Origin of the sequence: Streptomyces olivochromogenes, assembly GCF_001514115.1 — a bacterium.
Taxonomy (GTDB): domain Bacteria; phylum Actinomycetota; class Actinomycetes; order Streptomycetales; family Streptomycetaceae; genus Streptomyces; species Streptomyces olivochromogenes.
This window is the reverse complement of sequence record NZ_KQ948452.1, coordinates 720,110-734,890: the sequence shown is the minus strand read 5'-3', so window position 1 is coordinate 734,890 and position 14,781 is coordinate 720,110. Positions and strand designations below refer to the sequence as shown.

Here is a 14,781-nt window from a genome sequence, read left to right as displayed (position 1 = left end):
AGGCCGATGGGGCACCGGGGCGCAGCCCCGCGCCCCAGGGGCGCGGGGAACTGCGCGCCAAGCCCCCACCCACCCGCACCCGAAGAACACACCGGGGTCCAGGGCGGAGCCCCGGCGTGTTCTTCCACGGACTTACCGGAGCTTAATCGCGCATCAATTGACGAGGCACTCACCATGCTTATTCTTGCATTAACTCGAAGATGAGCTTCCCGTATTCTCCTGCCCGCTTTCCCGGCCCCTAAACGCAAAGATTTCGCGAACGCCAACCAACGTAATTCGGGCACATCTCGTGGCGATTACGTGTCTGTGACGCACTCCACAGCACGTCCACTTCCTCCCTTATTTTCCTGGCAAACCGTCCCATTACACCACCCGCAGCACCGCACTCTCACGGGCGCGTGATAACACAACGAGGCGTCGTGCGTAACCCCGTACGACGATGCAATTTGAGATTTCCATCGGTAAATTCAATCCGCATGACCGCCGCACAAGCAGACCTGCAAGCGGAATTCCTGGAAATGCCGGAGGGCCTTCGGATCGACCGTCCGAAGGTGGCGGACGGAGCCGCGCTCTGGCATATCGCCAAGGACTCCGGAACCCTCGACCTGAACTCCTCGTACAGCTATCTGCTGTGGTGCCGTGACTTCGCCGGCACCTCGGCGGTGGCGCGCGACGCGGACGGCGTGCCCGTCGGCTTCGTCACCGGGTACGTCCGGCCCGAGCGTCCGGGCACCCTGCTCGTGTGGCAGGTGGCCGTCGACGCCGCCCACCGCGGACGCGGACTGGCCGCGGCCCTGCTCGACGGGCTGACCGCGCGGGTCGCGGAGCAGCGGACGATCACCGCCGTCGAGACCACGATCACGCCCGGCAACACCGCCTCCGAGCGCCTGTTCACCTCGTACGCGCGACGCCACGGCGCGCGCCTCGAGCGCGAAGTGCTGTTCGAGGCCGGGCAGTTCCCGGACGGCCCGCACGACCCCGAAGTGCTCTACCGGATCGGTCCGCTCTCCGGCTGACCCCGGCCCGGCCCTGACATCCCCCCGGCCGACCCGGACACCCCCTGGCTTCCCCTGACTTCCCCCTGACTTCCTCCCCCCACGCACCGAGGAGCGATTCGCCGTGACCATCATCCAGCCCGACCTGAGCGTCTTCGAGACCCTGGAGTCGGAGGTGCGCAGCTACTGCCGCAACTGGCCCACCGTCTTCGACCGGGCCCGGGGCAGCCGGATGTTCGACGAGGACGGGCACGAGTACCTCGACTTCTTCGCCGGTGCGGGGTCCCTGAACTACGGGCACAACAACCCCGTACTCAAACGGGCCCTCATCGACTACCTGGAGCGCGACGGCGTCACCCACGGCCTCGACATGTCGACGACCGCCAAACGCGCCTTCCTGGAGGCCTTCCAGAATCTCGTCCTACGGCCGCGCGACCTGCCCTACAAGGTCATGTTCCCGGGGCCGACGGGCACCAACGCCGTCGAGTCCGCGCTGAAGCTGGCGCGCAAGGTGAAGGGGCGCGAGGCGATCGTGTCCTTCACCAACGCCTTCCACGGGATGTCGCTGGGTTCGCTGGCCGTGACCGGGAACGCCTTCAAGCGGGCCGGTGCCGGGATTCCGCTCGTGCACGGGACCCCGATGCCGTTCGACAACTACTTCGACGGCCAGGTACCGGACTTCCTCTGGTTCGAGCGGCTGCTCGAGGACCAGGGGTCGGGGCTCAACCGGCCCGCCGCGGTCATCGTCGAGACCGTGCAGGGCGAGGGCGGCATCAACGTCGCCAGGCCCGAGTGGCTGCGCGCCCTCGCCGACCTGTGCCGGCGGCGCGACATGTTGCTCATCGTCGACGACATCCAGATGGGCTGCGGGCGGACGGGAGCGTTCTTCTCCTTCGAGGAGGCGGGGATCGTGCCCGACATCGTGACCGTGTCCAAGTCCATCAGCGGGTACGGGCTGCCCATGTCGCTGTGCCTGTTCAAGCCCGAGCTGGACATCTGGGAGCCGGGCGAGCACAACGGCACGTTCCGCGGCAACAACCCGGCGTTCGTCACCGCCGCCGCGGCCCTGGAGACGTACTGGGCCGACGGGTCCGCCATGGAGAAGCAGACCCGTGCCCGCGGCGAGCAGATCGAGCAGGCGCTGATCTCCGTCACCGAGGAGAACCTCGCCGACGTGAAGGAGTACCGGGGGCGCGGTCTCGTCTGGGGCCTCGAGTTCCACGAGAAGGAGCGTGCGGGGCGCGTCGCGCAGCGCGCCTTCGAACTCGGGCTGCTCATCGAGACCTCGGGGCCGGAGAGCGAGGTCGTGAAACTCCTCCCCGCGCTCACCATCACCCCCGACGAGCTCGACGAGGGCCTGCGCACCCTCGCCCGCGCCGTACGCGAATCCGTCTGACAGAAAGGCACGGCACCACCGTGATAGTCCGTTCGTTCAAGGACATCGAAGGCACCGACCGGCATGTGAAGGCCGCGACGGGTACCTGGGAGAGCAAGCGCATCGTCCTCGCCAAGGAGAAGGTGGGCTTCTCCCTCCACGAGACGGTCCTGTACGCGGGTACGGAGACGTCGATGTGGTACGCGAACCACATCGAGGCCGTGCTCTGTGTGGCGGGCGAGGCCGAGCTGACCAACGACGAGACCGGTGAGACGCACTGGATCACGCCGGGCACGATGTACCTGCTCGACGGCCACGAGCGCCACACCATGCGCCCCAAGACCGACTTCCGGTGCGTCTGCGTCTTCAATCCGCCCGTCACCGGACGGGAGGACCACGACGAGAACGGCGTCTACCCGCTGCTCACCGAACCCGAGGAGGTCTGAAGCCCCATGACCACGACCACCACGGCCAACGTCACCGATCTCTACCCCAGCCGCGGCGCCACCGAGGTGTCCCTCCCCCGCCAGGACCCGGTCGTCTGGGGCGCGCCCGGTACGCCGGGGCCGTTCTCCGTGCCCGACCTCCAGGCGTACGAGCGTGACGGCTTCCTCGCGATCGAGGAGCTGATCGGCGAGGACGACGTCGCCCTCTACCGGGCCGAGTTGGAGCGGCTGGTGACCGATCCGGCGATCCGCGCCGACGAGCGCTCGATCGTCGAGCCGGCCACGCAGGAGATCCGGTCCGTCTTCGAGGTGCACCGGATCAGCGAGGTCTTCGCCGCGCTCGTACGCGACGAGCGGGTCGTCGGGCGGGCCCGGCAGCTCCTCGGCTCGGACGTCTACGTCCACCAGTCGCGGATCAACGTCAAACCGGGCTTCGGGGCCGGCGGGTTCTACTGGCACTCGGACTTCGAGACCTGGCACGCCGAGGACGGCCTTGCGAACATGCGGACCGTGTCCGTGTCGATCGCGCTGACCGAGAACCACGACACCAACGGCGGCCTCATGATCATGCCGGGGTCGCACAAGACGTTCCTCGGCTGTGCGGGGGCCACCCCGCGGGACAACTACAAGAAGTCGCTCCAGATGCAGGACGCGGGCACCCCGTCCGACGAGGCGCTGACCCGCTTCGCCGACCGGCACGGCATCAAGCTCTTCACGGGCCGGGCCGGTTCGGCGACCTGGTTCGACTGCAACTGCATGCACGGCTCCGGGGACAACATCACGCCGTTCCCGCGCAGCAACGTCTTCATCGTGTTCAACAGCGTGGAGAACGCGGCGGTCGAGCCGTTCGCGGCGCCGGTCCGCAGGCCCGAGTTCATCGGCGCCCGTGATTTCACACCTGTGACGTGACCGCGAGCGTGCGGTGACCGCGAGCATGACGTAGCCGCGCCGCGACGTAGCCGCGAGCGTGAAGGAGCCCCCGCCGGGGTCAGCCGGACAGGACGTCCAGCAGCCGGTCGACGTCGGTGGGGGAGTTGTACAGGTGGAAGGCCGCGCGCAGGTTGCCCGCCCGGTCGGAGACCTCGACCCCGGCCTCGCTCAGCTCCCGCTGCCGGCGGCCGAGTCCGGGCACGGACACGATCGGCGAGGCGGGGGCGGACACCGGTGCGTGGCCGAGCCCCTGGAGCCCGGCGCGGAAACGGTCGGCGAGGGCGAGGTCATGGGCGCGTACGTTCGCCACGCCCAGCTCCTCGAAGAGCTCCAGCGAGTGCCGGGCGCCCGCGTACGAGAAGAGGCTGGGGCTCTCGTCGAACCGCCGCGCCGAGTGGGCGAGTTCCGCCACCGGGCCGTAGCAGCTGTCCCAGGGCGCCTCACCCGCGACCCAGCCGGCGAACACCGGAGTGAGCCCGCCGAGGTCCTCCGGAACGACCAGGAAGGCCACGCCCCGAGGGCAGACGAGCCACTTGAAGGCGACCGAGGAGACGAAGTCGTACGCGTCGGCCTCGATCGGCAGCCAGCCGGCGGCCTGGGAGACGTCGACGTACGTACGTGCTCCGTGCTCGCGCGCGGCCCCGGCGATGCCCGCCAGATCGGCGATCCGCCCGTCCGCGGACTGCGCGGCGCTGACCGCGACGAGCGCGGTGCCCGGACGTACGGACTCGGCGAGCCGCTCCAGCGGTACGGCGCGCAGCTTGAGGTCGCCACGGACGTGGAAGGGGTTCACGACGGAGCTGAAGTCGTCCTCCGCGGTGAGGACTTCGGCGCCCGGCGGCAGCGAGGCGGCGATCAGTCCGCTGTAGACGGCGACCGAGGCCCCGGCCGCCACCCGGCCCGCGGGGACCCCGGCCAGCCGGGCGAAGGCGGCGCGGGCGGCCTCCACGTCGTCGAACATGTCGGACGGCCGTCCGTCGGCGACGGACTCGACGGCGGCGCGCATGGCCTCGACCGTGCGCGCCGGCAGAAGTCCGCAGCTCGCGGTGTTCAGATAGGTGTTCTTCGGGGCGAACTCGGCTCGTACGAGGCTCTCGAAGGTCTCCATGGGACCACTGTGCGGCCCCGAGCACCTCTCGTCCATTACGGAGTTCTGCGTGGTTCCGGTAAGGACTGCTTATACGTCCGCCCCGACCTGCGCTTTCACCGCCGTGCCGGACGGGCTGGACGGGCTTACGGCTGCGGTACGGCGCATCCGTCCGGGCCGCAGGCCTCCGCGTCGGCGGCGCCGTCCTGGATCAGCTTCAGCGGCGGGCGCTCGCCCCATGCCTGGGTCAGGGCCTGCGCGAAGACCTCGGCGGGCTGGGCGCCGGAGACGCCGTACTTGCGGTCCAGGACGAAGAACGGCACGCCGTTCGCGCCGAGCTCGGCGGCCTCGCGCTCGTCGGCGCGCACCTCGTCGGCGTACGCCTTCGGGTCGGCCAGCACCTCGCGGGACGCGTCGGCGTCGAGCCCGGCGGCGACGGCCAGCTCGACGAGCCGCTCGTCGTCGTTGAAGACGGTCCGCTCCTCGGCGAAGTTCGCCTTGTACAGCAGACCGATCAGCTCGTCCTGGCGGCCCCGCTCCTTGGCGAAGTGGAGGAGGCGGTGCATGTCGAAGGTGTTGCCGTGGTCGCGGTCCCGGGTGCGGTACGCCAGGCCCTCGGCGGCGGCCTGCGTGCCCAGGTTCTCCTCGCCGGCCTGCGCCTGTGCCTCGCTCATGCCGTACTTCTTGGTCAGCATCTTGAGCACGGGCTGGACGTCGCCCTTGGCGCGACCGGGGTCCAGCTCGAAGGAGCGGTGCACGACCTCGACCTCGCCACGGTGCGGGAAGGCGTCCAGCGCCTTCTCGAAGCGGGCCTTGCCCACGTAGCACCAGGGGCAGGCGATGTCGCTCCAGATCTCGACGCGCATGTCTCGGCTCTCTCCAGGTCGTGCGGATAAGTCGAAACGTGAACGTTCAAGCGGCTGGGTTCATTCCCCGGTGACGGTGTAGCGCAGGAGGAGGTGGTGGTCGCCCTCCACCGACGGGATCTCCGGGGCCGGGACCCAGCCCTGGCGGGCGTAGAAGGCCTGGGCGCGTTCGTTGTCGACGTGTACGCCGAGGCTCGCCGTCCGCTTGCCGTCGGCCCGCCACTGCTCGACGCAGGCCGCGTGCAGCGCGGTGCCGATGCCCGTCCGCCAGCGGTCGGGATCGACATGGAACTGGAAGAGCTTCACGGTGTCGGTGGGTGCGTCGTCGGCCGTCCGGAAGGAGGCGATGCCCACCAGGTGTCCGTCACGCACCGCGCAGAGGACGTGGGCCTCGCGGCGCTCGATGCTGCCCCGCCACGCGGCGACCCAGTCGACGTCACCGAAGGGCAGGCCGTCCGGGTAGTACGTGGACCGGGCGCGGACGTGCAGCTCGGTGATGGCGGCGGCCTCGCTGGGCAGCGCGGTTCTGATGACGAGGGGGCCTGTGGTGCGGGGTGTGCCGATCATGCAGCGGAGGACGTGATGGAGGGGGCCACGGTTCCCACTGCGCGGCCGGCCCCCCACCCACGGTCAGTTGCCGTCTCTCAGGTCCTTGGGCCAGTTCGGGCGGAACTCGATGCCGTCGTAGGTCACCACGCACCCCTCCCCCATCGGCGACTGCGTCATGAAGCCGACGAGCGCGGCGGACGTCTCCTTCTCCTCGCCCAGGGTGAAGAGCCGGATGAAGGTCCAGCGCTTGCCGTCGCGGGAGGCGTGGAAGGCGAAGGCCCGACCCGTGCGGCTGATCCGCAGCCAGACGGAACTGCCGTCCACGGTGAAGGAGTTGGCGTCGTCGGAGTGCCCCCGGGTGACCACCGTGCAGACGGTGGGCACGTCCGGGGAGTACTCCAGGCAGAGCTTCGCCCAGGCCCGCTCCCCCACATGGACGTAGAGGACCCCCGCGTCGAAGGCCGCGCCGAAGCCGACCGTGACGCGGGCGATCAGCTGGAAGTCCCCCTCCGGCGCCCCGAGGAGGCGGGGCGCGTCGGAGGCGGGGTCCAGTGCCTCGTCGGTGGGCGGTACGAAACGGTCCTGGCGGGGGCCGGCCCAGCCGGTGAGGATCCCGTCCTCGTGCGACCAGTGCCCGTCAGGCCCGTAGGTACGGAGGGGGAAGGGAAGTTCGGGAAGTTCGACGTCCATTCACCAATCCTCTCAGGCCAAGTACCGTGCCCCGAAAGGGGCGCGAGGAACTGCGCGACCAGCCACAACGGCCCCGCGGCCCGCGAACGACCACACCCCCGACGGCGCTACCCGCGGAGCGCTACCGCTCCAGGTGACCGTCGTACCGTCGCGGCAACCCCAGCGGGTTGTCGTCCCGCAGCTCCGGCGGCAGCAGCGCCTCCGGCGCGTTCTGGTACGCCACCGGCCGCAGCCAGCGCTCGATCGCCGTACCGCCGACCGACGTCGAGGTCGACGTCGTCGCCGGGTAGGGACCGCCGTGGTGCTGGGCGGGGGCGACGGCGACACCGGTGGGCCAGCCGTTGACCAGGACGCGTCCGGCGAGCGGCGTCAGCTCGGCGAGGATCTCCGCGCCGCGGCCTTCGCCCGCCGCCTCCTCCGTCGACAACTGCACGGTCGCGGTGAGGTTGCCGGGAAGGCGCGAGAGGACCGCGCTGGCCTCGGACTCGTCCTCGTAGCGGGCGACGACCGTGAGCGGGCCGAAGCACTCCTCCAGGAGCAGGTCGTGCTCGCCCTCGGTGGCGAGCTTGTGCGCGGGCACGGTCAGGAAGCCGGGGCTCACCGTGTGCTCGCCGCCCGAGCCCGGGGTCACCGGGGTCTCGACGCCGGGGAGCCCGGCGCGCTCGGCGACACCCGCGATGAAGTTGTCGCGCATGCGGTGGTCCAGGAGGACGCCCGCGTCGGTGTCGCTGACGGCGTCGGTCAGGGACTTCACCAGGCGGTCGCCCGCCGCGCCCGCGGGCGCCAGGACCAGGCCCGGCTTCACGCAGAACTGGCCGACGCCCAGCGTCATCGAGCCCGCGAGCCCGGCGCCGATCGCCTCGGCGCGCTCGGCCGCCGCGGCCTCGGTGATCACGACGGGGTTGAGGGAGCCCAGCTCACCGTGGAAGGGGATCGGCACGGGGCGCGCGGCCGCCGCGTCGAACAGGGCACGGCCGCCGCGCACGGAGCCGGTGAACCCGGCCGCCGCGACCAGCGGGTGCTTGACGAGTTCGACGCCCGCCTCGAAGCCGTGCACGAGGCCGACGACACCGGCCGGGATGTCGTGCCGGGCGGCGGCCCGGCGCAGGACGGCCGCGACCAGCTCGGAGAGCGCCGGGTGGTCGGGGTGGGCCTTGACCACGACCGGGCAGCCGGCCGCCAGCGCGCTCGCGGTGTCCCCGCCGGCGACGGAGAAGGCGAAGGGGAAGTTGGAGGCGGAGTAGACGGCGACGACGCCCAGCGGCACCTTGTAGCGGCGCAGGTCCGGGATCGGCGGGGTCGCCGTGTCGTCGGGGTGGTTGATGACGACGTCGAGGAACGCGCCCTCGTCGACGATGCCGCCGAAGGCCCGCAGCTGGTAGCAGGTGCGGGCGAGTTCGCCGGTGAGCCGGACCGGGCCGAGCGCGGTCTCCGCGTCGGCGGCCTCGACGAGCTGCTCCTTGGCCGCTTCGAGCAGGTCCGCGGCGGTCCTCAGGAAGGCCGCGCGCACGGTGCGGTCGACGAGGGCTCCCCGGGCGGCGTGCGCGGCGCGGACGGCCTCGTCGACCTCCTGGACCGTGGCCTCCACCGCAACCTGCTCGCGCTGCTTCCCGGTACGGGGGTCGACACTCCAGACTGGTGCTGCTGCCACCGCGGGTCCCTCCAGATGTAATGCCGCAGTTCTTGTCTCACTCACCAGCGGTGTTCGATATACTGAACGCTGTCTCTGATGGTGAATATGATGCGGAGACTATTTCCCGTCGAACGAGGGGGTCAAGGGCGATGTCGGCAGGCGAGACAGGCGGCGGAGCGCAGGTCAAGTCCGCGGTACGGACCGTGGAATTGCTCGAGTACTTCGCGGGCCGGCCCGGTATGCACTCCCTGGCCGCGGTCCAGGAGGCCGTCGGTTATCCGAAATCCAGCCTCTACATGCTGCTGCGCACCCTCGTGGAGCTCGGCTGGGTCGAGACGGACGCGACGGGCACGCGGTACGGCATCGGCGTACGGGCACTGCTGGTCGGCACCTCGTACATCGACGGCGACGAGGTGGTCGCCGCGGCCCGCCCGACCCTGGACCGGCTCTCCGACGACACCACGGAGACCATCCACCTGGCGCGCCTGGACGGCACGAACGTCGTGTACCTGGCCACCCGCCAGTCGCAGCACTACCTGCGCCCCTTCACCCGGGTGGGCCGCCGGCTCCCCGCGCACTCGACCTCGCTCGGCAAGGCGCTGCTCGCCACCCACACCGACGAGCAGGTCCGCAAGATGCTGCCCGAGACGCTCCCCGCGCTGACCGAACACACGATCACCGACCGGGAGAAGCTCATCGAGGAGCTGCACCAGGTCCGGGAGCAGGGCTTCGCCGTGGACCGTGAGGAGAACACGCTGGGGCTGCGCTGCTTCGGCGTCGCGATCCCCTACCGCACCCCCGCCCGGGACGCGATCAGCTGCTCGGTCCCGGTGGCCCGGCTCACCCCCGCGCACGAGCAGATGGTCAAGGACGCCCTGTTCGACGCCCGCGACCGGCTGACGCTGGCCACCCGGAGGCTCTGAACCATGGAGGTCGCACTCCGCCCGGTCCACGACAGCGATCTGCCGGTCTTCTACCGTCAGATGAACGACCCCGAGTCCCTCCGGATGGCCGCGTTCACCCCCAGGGACCCCGCCGACCGTGACGCCTTCGACGCCCACTGGGAGCGTGTCCGTGCCTCGTCCGCCGTGCTGCGCACGATCCTCGCGGACGGCGATGTCGTGGGCAGCGCCGCGGTGTACGGGGATCCCGGCGAGCGCGAGGTCACCTACTGGATCGACCGGGCGTACTGGGGCCGGGGCATCGCGACGGCCGCGCTGCGGGACCTGCTGGCCGAGGTGCCCGAACGCCCGCTGCACGCGCGGGCGGCGGCCGACAACGCCGGGTCGCGGCGGGTCCTGGAGAAGTGCGGGTTCCGGGTCACCGCGAACGACCGGGGATACGCGCACGCGCGCGGCGAGGACACGGACGAGGTCGTGCTCACCCTGGAGGGCTGAGCCGGACCTCATGTGAGCCGGACTTCATGAACAACGCATGAGAAATGCGGGCGGAAGGGAACGATTCGCTCCCTTCCGCTCGTCCTCCTGAGCGGGATGAACAAGACGATCAGGCGTGCCGCCGTCTTCACTCTGCTGCTCGTGCTCTCCCTGCTGGTCAGGGCGACCTGGGTGCAGTTCTACGACGGCAAGGCACTCGCGGACAACAAGAGCAACCGACGGAACGCGATCGAGCAGTACGCGAACCCGCTCGGGAACATCATCGTGGCCGGCCGGGCGATCACCGGCTCCGCGCAGACGAAGGGCAGCGATCTCAAGTACAAGCGGACGTACACGGACGGCAGCCTGTACGCGGCGGTCACGGGCTACAGCTCCCAGGTGTTCGGGGCGACCCAGCTGGAGGGCGTCTTCCAGGGCCTGCTCGACGGTACGGACAACCAGCTGAAGAGCCCCCTCGACACGATCACCAACAAACGCGCCAGCCCTGGTGACGTGGTCACGACCATCGACCCGGACGTGCAGAAGGCGGCTTACGCGGCACTCGGCGCCAAGAAGGGCGCGGCCGTCGCGATCGACCCGACGAACGGCAAGATCCTCGCGGTGGTCTCCACCCCGTCGTACGACCCCTCGCGGCTCACCGCCGGCGACTCCGCCGCCTGGACGAAGCTGACGAAGGACGCGGACAAGCCGATGACCAACCGGGCGCTGCGCCAGCCGCTACCCCCCGGGTCGACGTTCAAGCTGGTGGTCGCGGCGGCGGCGCTGGAGGACGGGCTGTACAAGAACGTGGACACCGGCACGGACAGCCCCAACCCGTACACGCTGCCGAACACGAGGACCGACCTGTCGAACGAGAGCGCCTCCGCGCCCTGCAAGAACGCCTCGATCCGGGTGGCGCTCCAGTACTCGTGCAACAACGTCTTCGCGAAGATGGCCGTCGACCTCGGGCAGGACAAGGTCAAGGCGATGGCGGAGAAGTTCGGCTTCAACGACAGCTCGCAGGACGTGCCGGTGCGGGCGTACCCGAGCGTCTACCCCTCGAACATGGACGAGTCGTCCACGGCGCTGACCGGCATCGGCCAGTACGACGTCACGGCGACCCCGCTGCAGATGGCCATGGTGTCGGCCGCCATCGCCAACGGCGGCAAGCTGGTCTCGCCGCACATGGTGTCGCAGACCAGTGACGCGAGCGGCAATGTGGTGAAGAACTACGACGACAGCACCGAGACCAAGGAGATCGTCAGCTCGACCACCGCCGAGCAGCTCCAGTCCGCGATGCAGACGGTCGTCACCGAGGGCACGGGCACGAACGCGAAGATCTCCGGCGCGACCGTGGGCGGCAAGACGGGTACGGCCCAGCACGGCGAGAAGAACAGCAAGACGCCGTACGCCTGGTTCACGTCGTACGCGAAGTCCGACTCGAACGGCAAGGAGGTCGCCGTGGCGGTCATCGTCGAGCAGTCCGACGCGGCGAGGTCCGAGGTCAGCGGCAACGGTCTGGCGGCGCCGGTGGCCAAGGCCATGATGCGGGCGGCGCTGAAGAACTGACGCACCGCGCACGACGAAGGGCCGCCCCGCACCCCTGGGGGCGGCCCTTCCTTCGTACGGTCGCTTCACGCCCGTACGGTCACTTCACGCCGAACAGCTGCCTCACCGGATCGATCGCGAAGTACACCAGGAACAGCGCCGACACGGCCCACAGCAGCCAGTGGACCTCACGGATCTTGCCGAGCACCGCCTTGATCACGACGTAGGCGACGAAGCCGGCCCCGATGCCGTTGGTGATCGAGTAGGTGAACGGCATCGCCGCGATGGTCAGGAACGCGGGGATCGCGATCTCGTAGCTGTCCCATTCGATGTGCTTGACCTGCGTCATCATCAGGAAGCCGACCGCGACCAGAGCGGGGGCCGCCGCCTGGAGCGGGACGATGGTGAGCAGCGGGGTCAGGAACAGGGCGAGGGCGAACATGCCGCCGGTGATCAGGTTCGAGAAGCCGGTGCGCGAGCCCTCGCCGACGCCGGCCGCGGACTCGATGTAGGCGGTGTTGGAGGAGGCGGAGGCCGCGCCGCCCGCGACGGCCGCGGCGCCGTCGATGAACAGCACCCGGCCGATGCCGGGCACCTTGCCCTCCTCGTCGAGCAGTCCGGCCTCGGCGCTGATGCCGACGATCGTGCCCATGGCGTCGAAGAAGTCCGACAGGATCAGGGTGAAGATCAGCAGGACGACGGTCAGGGCGCCGGTCTCGCCGAAGCCGCCGAACAGACTGAAGTGTCCGACGAGACCGAAGTCCGGGGTGGCCACCACGTCGGAGGGGATCTTCGGCGTGGTCAGGCCCCAACTCTTGATGTCGGCGGCCGAGTTGATGATCACGGCGACCACGGTCATCGTCACGATGCTGATCAGGATGGCGCCCTTGACCTTGCGTGCCATCAGTCCGATGGTGAGCAGCACGCCGAGACAGAAGACCAGTACGGGCCAGCCGGTCAGCGAGCCGGTCGCGCCCAACTGCACCGGCACGGTGGTGTTCGCGACGTCCGGGATGCGGCTGGCGAAACCGGCGTCCACGAAGCCGATGAAGGCGATGAAGAGTCCGATGCCCACACCGATGGCGTGCTTCAGCGGTTGCGGGATGGCGTTCATGACGGCTTCGCGCAGTCCGGTGAGGACCAGTACGCAGATGATCACGCCTTCGATGACCACCAGGCCCATCGCGTCGGGCCAGCTCATCAGCGGGGCGATCTGGAAGGCGACGACGGCGTTCAGGCCGAGGCCCGCGGCGATCGCGAGGGGCAGATTGCCGCCCACGCCCATGATGACGGTCATCACCGCGGCCACCAGGGCGGTGGCCGTGACGAGTTGGCCGCTGTCGAGCTGGTGGCCGAACTTGTCCTTGGCGCTGCCGAGGATGATCGGGTTCAGGACAAGGATGTAGGCCATGGTGAAGAACGTGGCGAATCCGCCGCGTATCTCCCGGCCGAAGGTGGAGCCCCGTTCGGAGATCCTGAAGAACCGGTCGACGCTGTTCGCCGCTGGTGGCGCGGCACTTGGCCGGTCGGCCACCTTCTGTGTTTCGGACATGGCTGATACTCCTTGAGGCCTGCGTGCTGGGTGTGCGGATGCTGGCTGGATTGTTCCCGCGTTGAACCGCTTTCAGGTTTTCGCCGTGTTACGGAATCGAGTTCGGCCCGCCATACGCTGTTCGAAGCCCTGTACACATCGCTGGTACGCTCACGCATCTCGCCCCACAGGGGCACCATTCCTTCACGGGTGGCGCACGGGGGCCGTATACGCACGCACCCGCACCGGTTGCTCAAAAGCCGCAGCAAGGAGAGGTAGCCGTGGGCACTGTCGTCGACGACGCAGCCTCCGTGGAGTTCCACGCCTTCTTCGAGCGGCACCATGCCGAACTCGCCCGCTTCGCCCGTCTGTTGACCGGCGAGGCGGACGCCGCCGACGATCTGGCGGCCGACGCGCTGCTCGCGCTGTGGCACCGCTGGGACCGGGTGCGCGCGGCCGACCACCCGGTGGCGTACGCCCGCGGTGTCGTCGCGAACCTGGCCCGCACCCGGATCCGCAGCGCGGTGCGCGAGCGCAGACGGATCACACTGTTCTGGTCGCAGCGCGAGGACAAGACCGAGAACCCCGACATAGCGGGGAAGATCGACGTCCAGGAAGCGCTGCGCCGGCTGCCGTTCCGTAAGCGCGCGTGTGTCGTGCTTCGGCACGCTTTCGACCTCTCGGAGAAGGACACGGCGCTCGCCCTCGGTGTTTCCGTGGGTACGGTTAAGTCCCAGACGTCGAAGGGCATGGCCGAACTGAAGCGGCTCCTCGGCACCGACGAGGCCCCGATGCGGGTGCACGCAGGTGTGCTGCCCACGGGTGGAGCCGGAGGAAGGGACCGATGAGGAAGGCGCAGGACGTGCACGACGAGCTGCGCGCCAGGCTGCACGAGGCGGCCGAGGCGCATGAGCCCGACCGCGCGCGCATCCTGGCCCGGGTCGAGCGCGGGATGTCCGGCGCCGCCGAGCGTCGTCCCCGGCGCGCGGCGCGTCCGCCGGTGCTCGGCTGGGGACGGATCGTCGGCGCCACGGCCGCGGTGGCGGGCGTCCTCGCGGTCGGCGGTTACTGGGTGGCCGCGGCGGTGCAGGAGAACCACCCGCCGCAGCAGACGGTCGCGGTCTCGCCGACCCCGGACGTCTCCCCGGACGCGACGAGCCGCGCGCCCGTCGTGCCGCACCCCTCGCACACCTCGGGCGCCTCGAAGCCGTCCGGGAAGGCGAGCGCCTCCCCCTCGGACACCCCCTCGGCCGCGAAGTCCTCGCCCGTCGCGCCCAAGGCGCCCGCCGCGGGCAGCCAGGACGGCTCGCTGTGGTCCGACGGCTCGGTCGATCCGCACAGCAACGACTTCTGGGCACAGAGCAATGTGACCCTGAAGAACGCCGACAAACTCACCTCGCTCACCGTCGAGTTGAGGATCAAGCAGACCGGCGGGGTCGGCGATGCGGGCTCCTGGCGCTCGGCACCCGAGAGCGACTTCACGACGACGGTCACCGAGAAGGACGGCTTCCTCGTCTACACCTGGGTGCTCAAGGACGGCCACACGCTCGCGGCCGGCCAGTGGGTCTTCGCGGGCCAGTACAACCACACCCGCGGCGGCCGGGACGCCAAGGACGACCGCTACTCGGCGGACGCGAAGGGCGCGGACCGGACGCTGTCGGTGGCGGGCGACTTCGCCGCCGCGAGCGGCACCGACGGCGACTCGTAGAAAATTCCCTCGAAAAAAACCCGCGGACGGCGGCAACCCTTTCCTCA

15 protein-coding genes are annotated in these 14,781 nt (G+C 69.9%); 9 read left to right on the top strand and 6 right to left on the bottom strand.

Going from position 1 to position 14,781, the window contains the following annotated elements:
* Positions 1 to 476: 476 nt before the first annotated feature.
* The 4 genes from ectA to thpD all read left to right on the top strand — a co-directional run bounded on the left by ectA (position 477) and on the right by thpD (position 3,725).
* Positions 477 to 1,016, top strand: a complete 540-nt coding sequence (gene ectA, locus AQJ27_RS09175) for a diaminobutyrate acetyltransferase (RefSeq protein ID WP_067364438.1) — start codon at positions 477 to 479, stop codon at positions 1,014 to 1,016.
* 103 nt (positions 1,017 to 1,119) lie between these two features.
* On the top strand, positions 1,120 to 2,391 hold the full coding sequence (gene ectB / locus AQJ27_RS09170; protein ID WP_067364436.1) for a diaminobutyrate--2-oxoglutarate transaminase: 1,272 nt from the start codon (positions 1,120 to 1,122) through the stop codon (positions 2,389 to 2,391).
* 20 nt (positions 2,392 to 2,411) lie between these two features.
* Positions 2,412 to 2,816, top strand: coding sequence for an ectoine synthase (locus AQJ27_RS09165; RefSeq protein ID WP_054232284.1), 405 nt, complete (start codon positions 2,412 to 2,414; stop codon positions 2,814 to 2,816).
* 6 nt (positions 2,817 to 2,822) lie between these two features.
* Positions 2,823 to 3,725, top strand: a complete 903-nt coding sequence (gene thpD, locus AQJ27_RS09160) for an ectoine hydroxylase (protein WP_067364434.1) — start codon at positions 2,823 to 2,825, stop codon at positions 3,723 to 3,725.
* A gap of 79 nt (positions 3,726 to 3,804) precedes the next feature.
* Here the strand turns inward: thpD and AQJ27_RS09155 are convergent, their stop codons facing one another.
* The 5 genes from AQJ27_RS09155 to AQJ27_RS09135 form a co-directional block, all read right to left on the bottom strand.
* On the bottom strand, positions 3,805 to 4,854 hold the full coding sequence (locus AQJ27_RS09155) for an aminotransferase class V-fold PLP-dependent enzyme (RefSeq protein WP_067364431.1): 1,050 nt from the start codon (positions 4,852 to 4,854) through the stop codon (positions 3,805 to 3,807).
* A 125-nt stretch (positions 4,855 to 4,979) separates the two neighbouring features.
* Entirely contained in the window at positions 4,980 to 5,699 is a 720-nt protein-coding gene (locus AQJ27_RS09150) for a DsbA family oxidoreductase (protein WP_067364428.1), read from the bottom strand.
* A gap of 60 nt (positions 5,700 to 5,759) precedes the next feature.
* Entirely contained in the window at positions 5,760 to 6,266 is a 507-nt protein-coding gene (locus AQJ27_RS09145) for a GNAT family N-acetyltransferase (RefSeq protein ID WP_067364425.1), read from the bottom strand.
* Positions 6,267 to 6,329: 63 nt separating this feature from the next.
* Positions 6,330 to 6,938 (bottom strand): DUF1349 domain-containing protein, encoded by a 609-nt coding sequence (locus AQJ27_RS09140; RefSeq protein WP_067364422.1) that lies wholly within the window; start codon positions 6,936 to 6,938, stop codon positions 6,330 to 6,332.
* 121 nt (positions 6,939 to 7,059) lie between these two features.
* Positions 7,060 to 8,589, bottom strand: coding sequence for an aldehyde dehydrogenase (NADP(+)) (locus tag AQJ27_RS09135; protein WP_079064874.1), 1,530 nt, complete (start codon positions 8,587 to 8,589; stop codon positions 7,060 to 7,062).
* Between the two features lie 131 nt (positions 8,590 to 8,720).
* Between AQJ27_RS09135 and AQJ27_RS09130 the strand changes: the two genes are divergently transcribed.
* From AQJ27_RS09130 to AQJ27_RS09120, 3 genes are all read left to right on the top strand, one after another.
* A complete protein-coding gene (locus AQJ27_RS09130) occupies positions 8,721 to 9,494 on the top strand; it encodes an IclR family transcriptional regulator (RefSeq protein ID WP_028803360.1) in 774 nt (257 codons plus the stop codon).
* Positions 9,495 to 9,497: 3 nt separating this feature from the next.
* Positions 9,498 to 9,968: a GNAT family N-acetyltransferase gene (locus AQJ27_RS09125; RefSeq protein WP_067364415.1), complete on the top strand. Its 471-nt coding sequence runs from the start codon at positions 9,498 to 9,500 to the stop codon at positions 9,966 to 9,968.
* Between the two features lie 96 nt (positions 9,969 to 10,064).
* On the top strand, positions 10,065 to 11,516 hold the full coding sequence (locus AQJ27_RS09120) for a peptidoglycan D,D-transpeptidase FtsI family protein (protein ID WP_067364412.1): 1,452 nt from the start codon (positions 10,065 to 10,067) through the stop codon (positions 11,514 to 11,516).
* Between the two features lie 79 nt (positions 11,517 to 11,595).
* Here the strand turns inward: AQJ27_RS09120 and AQJ27_RS09115 are convergent, their stop codons facing one another.
* Entirely contained in the window at positions 11,596 to 13,047 is a 1,452-nt protein-coding gene (locus tag AQJ27_RS09115; RefSeq protein WP_067364409.1) for an NCS2 family permease, read from the bottom strand.
* Between the two features lie 260 nt (positions 13,048 to 13,307).
* Here AQJ27_RS09115 and AQJ27_RS09110 point away from each other — a divergent pair, with 260 nt between their 5' ends.
* Positions 13,308 to 13,874 carry a SigE family RNA polymerase sigma factor gene (locus AQJ27_RS09110; RefSeq protein ID WP_067364406.1) on the top strand — a complete coding sequence of 189 codons (567 nt, stop codon included), beginning with the start codon at positions 13,308 to 13,310 and terminating at the stop codon, positions 13,872 to 13,874.
* The gene (locus AQJ27_RS09105) at positions 13,871 to 14,734 is read left to right on the top strand and encodes a hypothetical protein (protein ID WP_067364403.1); all 864 of its coding nucleotides are present in this window, start codon (positions 13,871 to 13,873) and stop codon (positions 14,732 to 14,734) included. The genes AQJ27_RS09110 and AQJ27_RS09105 overlap by 4 nt, the downstream gene beginning before the upstream one ends.
* Positions 14,735 to 14,781 lie beyond the last annotated feature (47 nt).

Excerpts from the sequence above, each read along its gene's own strand:
- ectA (WP_067364438.1), top strand. The coding sequence starts at position 477 with ATGACCGCCGCACAAGCAGACCTGCAAGCGGAATTCCTGGAAATGCCG.
- thpD (WP_067364434.1), top strand. The coding sequence starts at position 2,823 with ATGACCACGACCACCACGGCCAACGTCACCGATCTCTACCCCAGCCGC.
- AQJ27_RS09155 (WP_067364431.1), bottom strand. The coding sequence starts at position 4,854 with ATGGAGACCTTCGAGAGCCTCGTACGAGCCGAGTTCGCCCCGAAGAAC.
- AQJ27_RS09150 (WP_067364428.1), bottom strand. The coding sequence starts at position 5,699 with ATGCGCGTCGAGATCTGGAGCGACATCGCCTGCCCCTGGTGCTACGTG.
- AQJ27_RS09145 (WP_067364425.1), bottom strand. The coding sequence starts at position 6,266 with ATGATCGGCACACCCCGCACCACAGGCCCCCTCGTCATCAGAACCGCG.
- AQJ27_RS09140 (WP_067364422.1), bottom strand. The coding sequence starts at position 6,938 with ATGGACGTCGAACTTCCCGAACTTCCCTTCCCCCTCCGTACCTACGGG.
- AQJ27_RS09130 (WP_028803360.1), top strand. The coding sequence starts at position 8,721 with ATGTCGGCAGGCGAGACAGGCGGCGGAGCGCAGGTCAAGTCCGCGGTA.
- AQJ27_RS09125 (WP_067364415.1), top strand. The coding sequence starts at position 9,498 with ATGGAGGTCGCACTCCGCCCGGTCCACGACAGCGATCTGCCGGTCTTC.
- AQJ27_RS09120 (WP_067364412.1), top strand. The coding sequence starts at position 10,065 with ATGAACAAGACGATCAGGCGTGCCGCCGTCTTCACTCTGCTGCTCGTG.
- AQJ27_RS09115 (WP_067364409.1), bottom strand. The coding sequence starts at position 13,047 with ATGTCCGAAACACAGAAGGTGGCCGACCGGCCAAGTGCCGCGCCACCA.
- AQJ27_RS09105 (WP_067364403.1), top strand. The coding sequence starts at position 13,871 with ATGAGGAAGGCGCAGGACGTGCACGACGAGCTGCGCGCCAGGCTGCAC.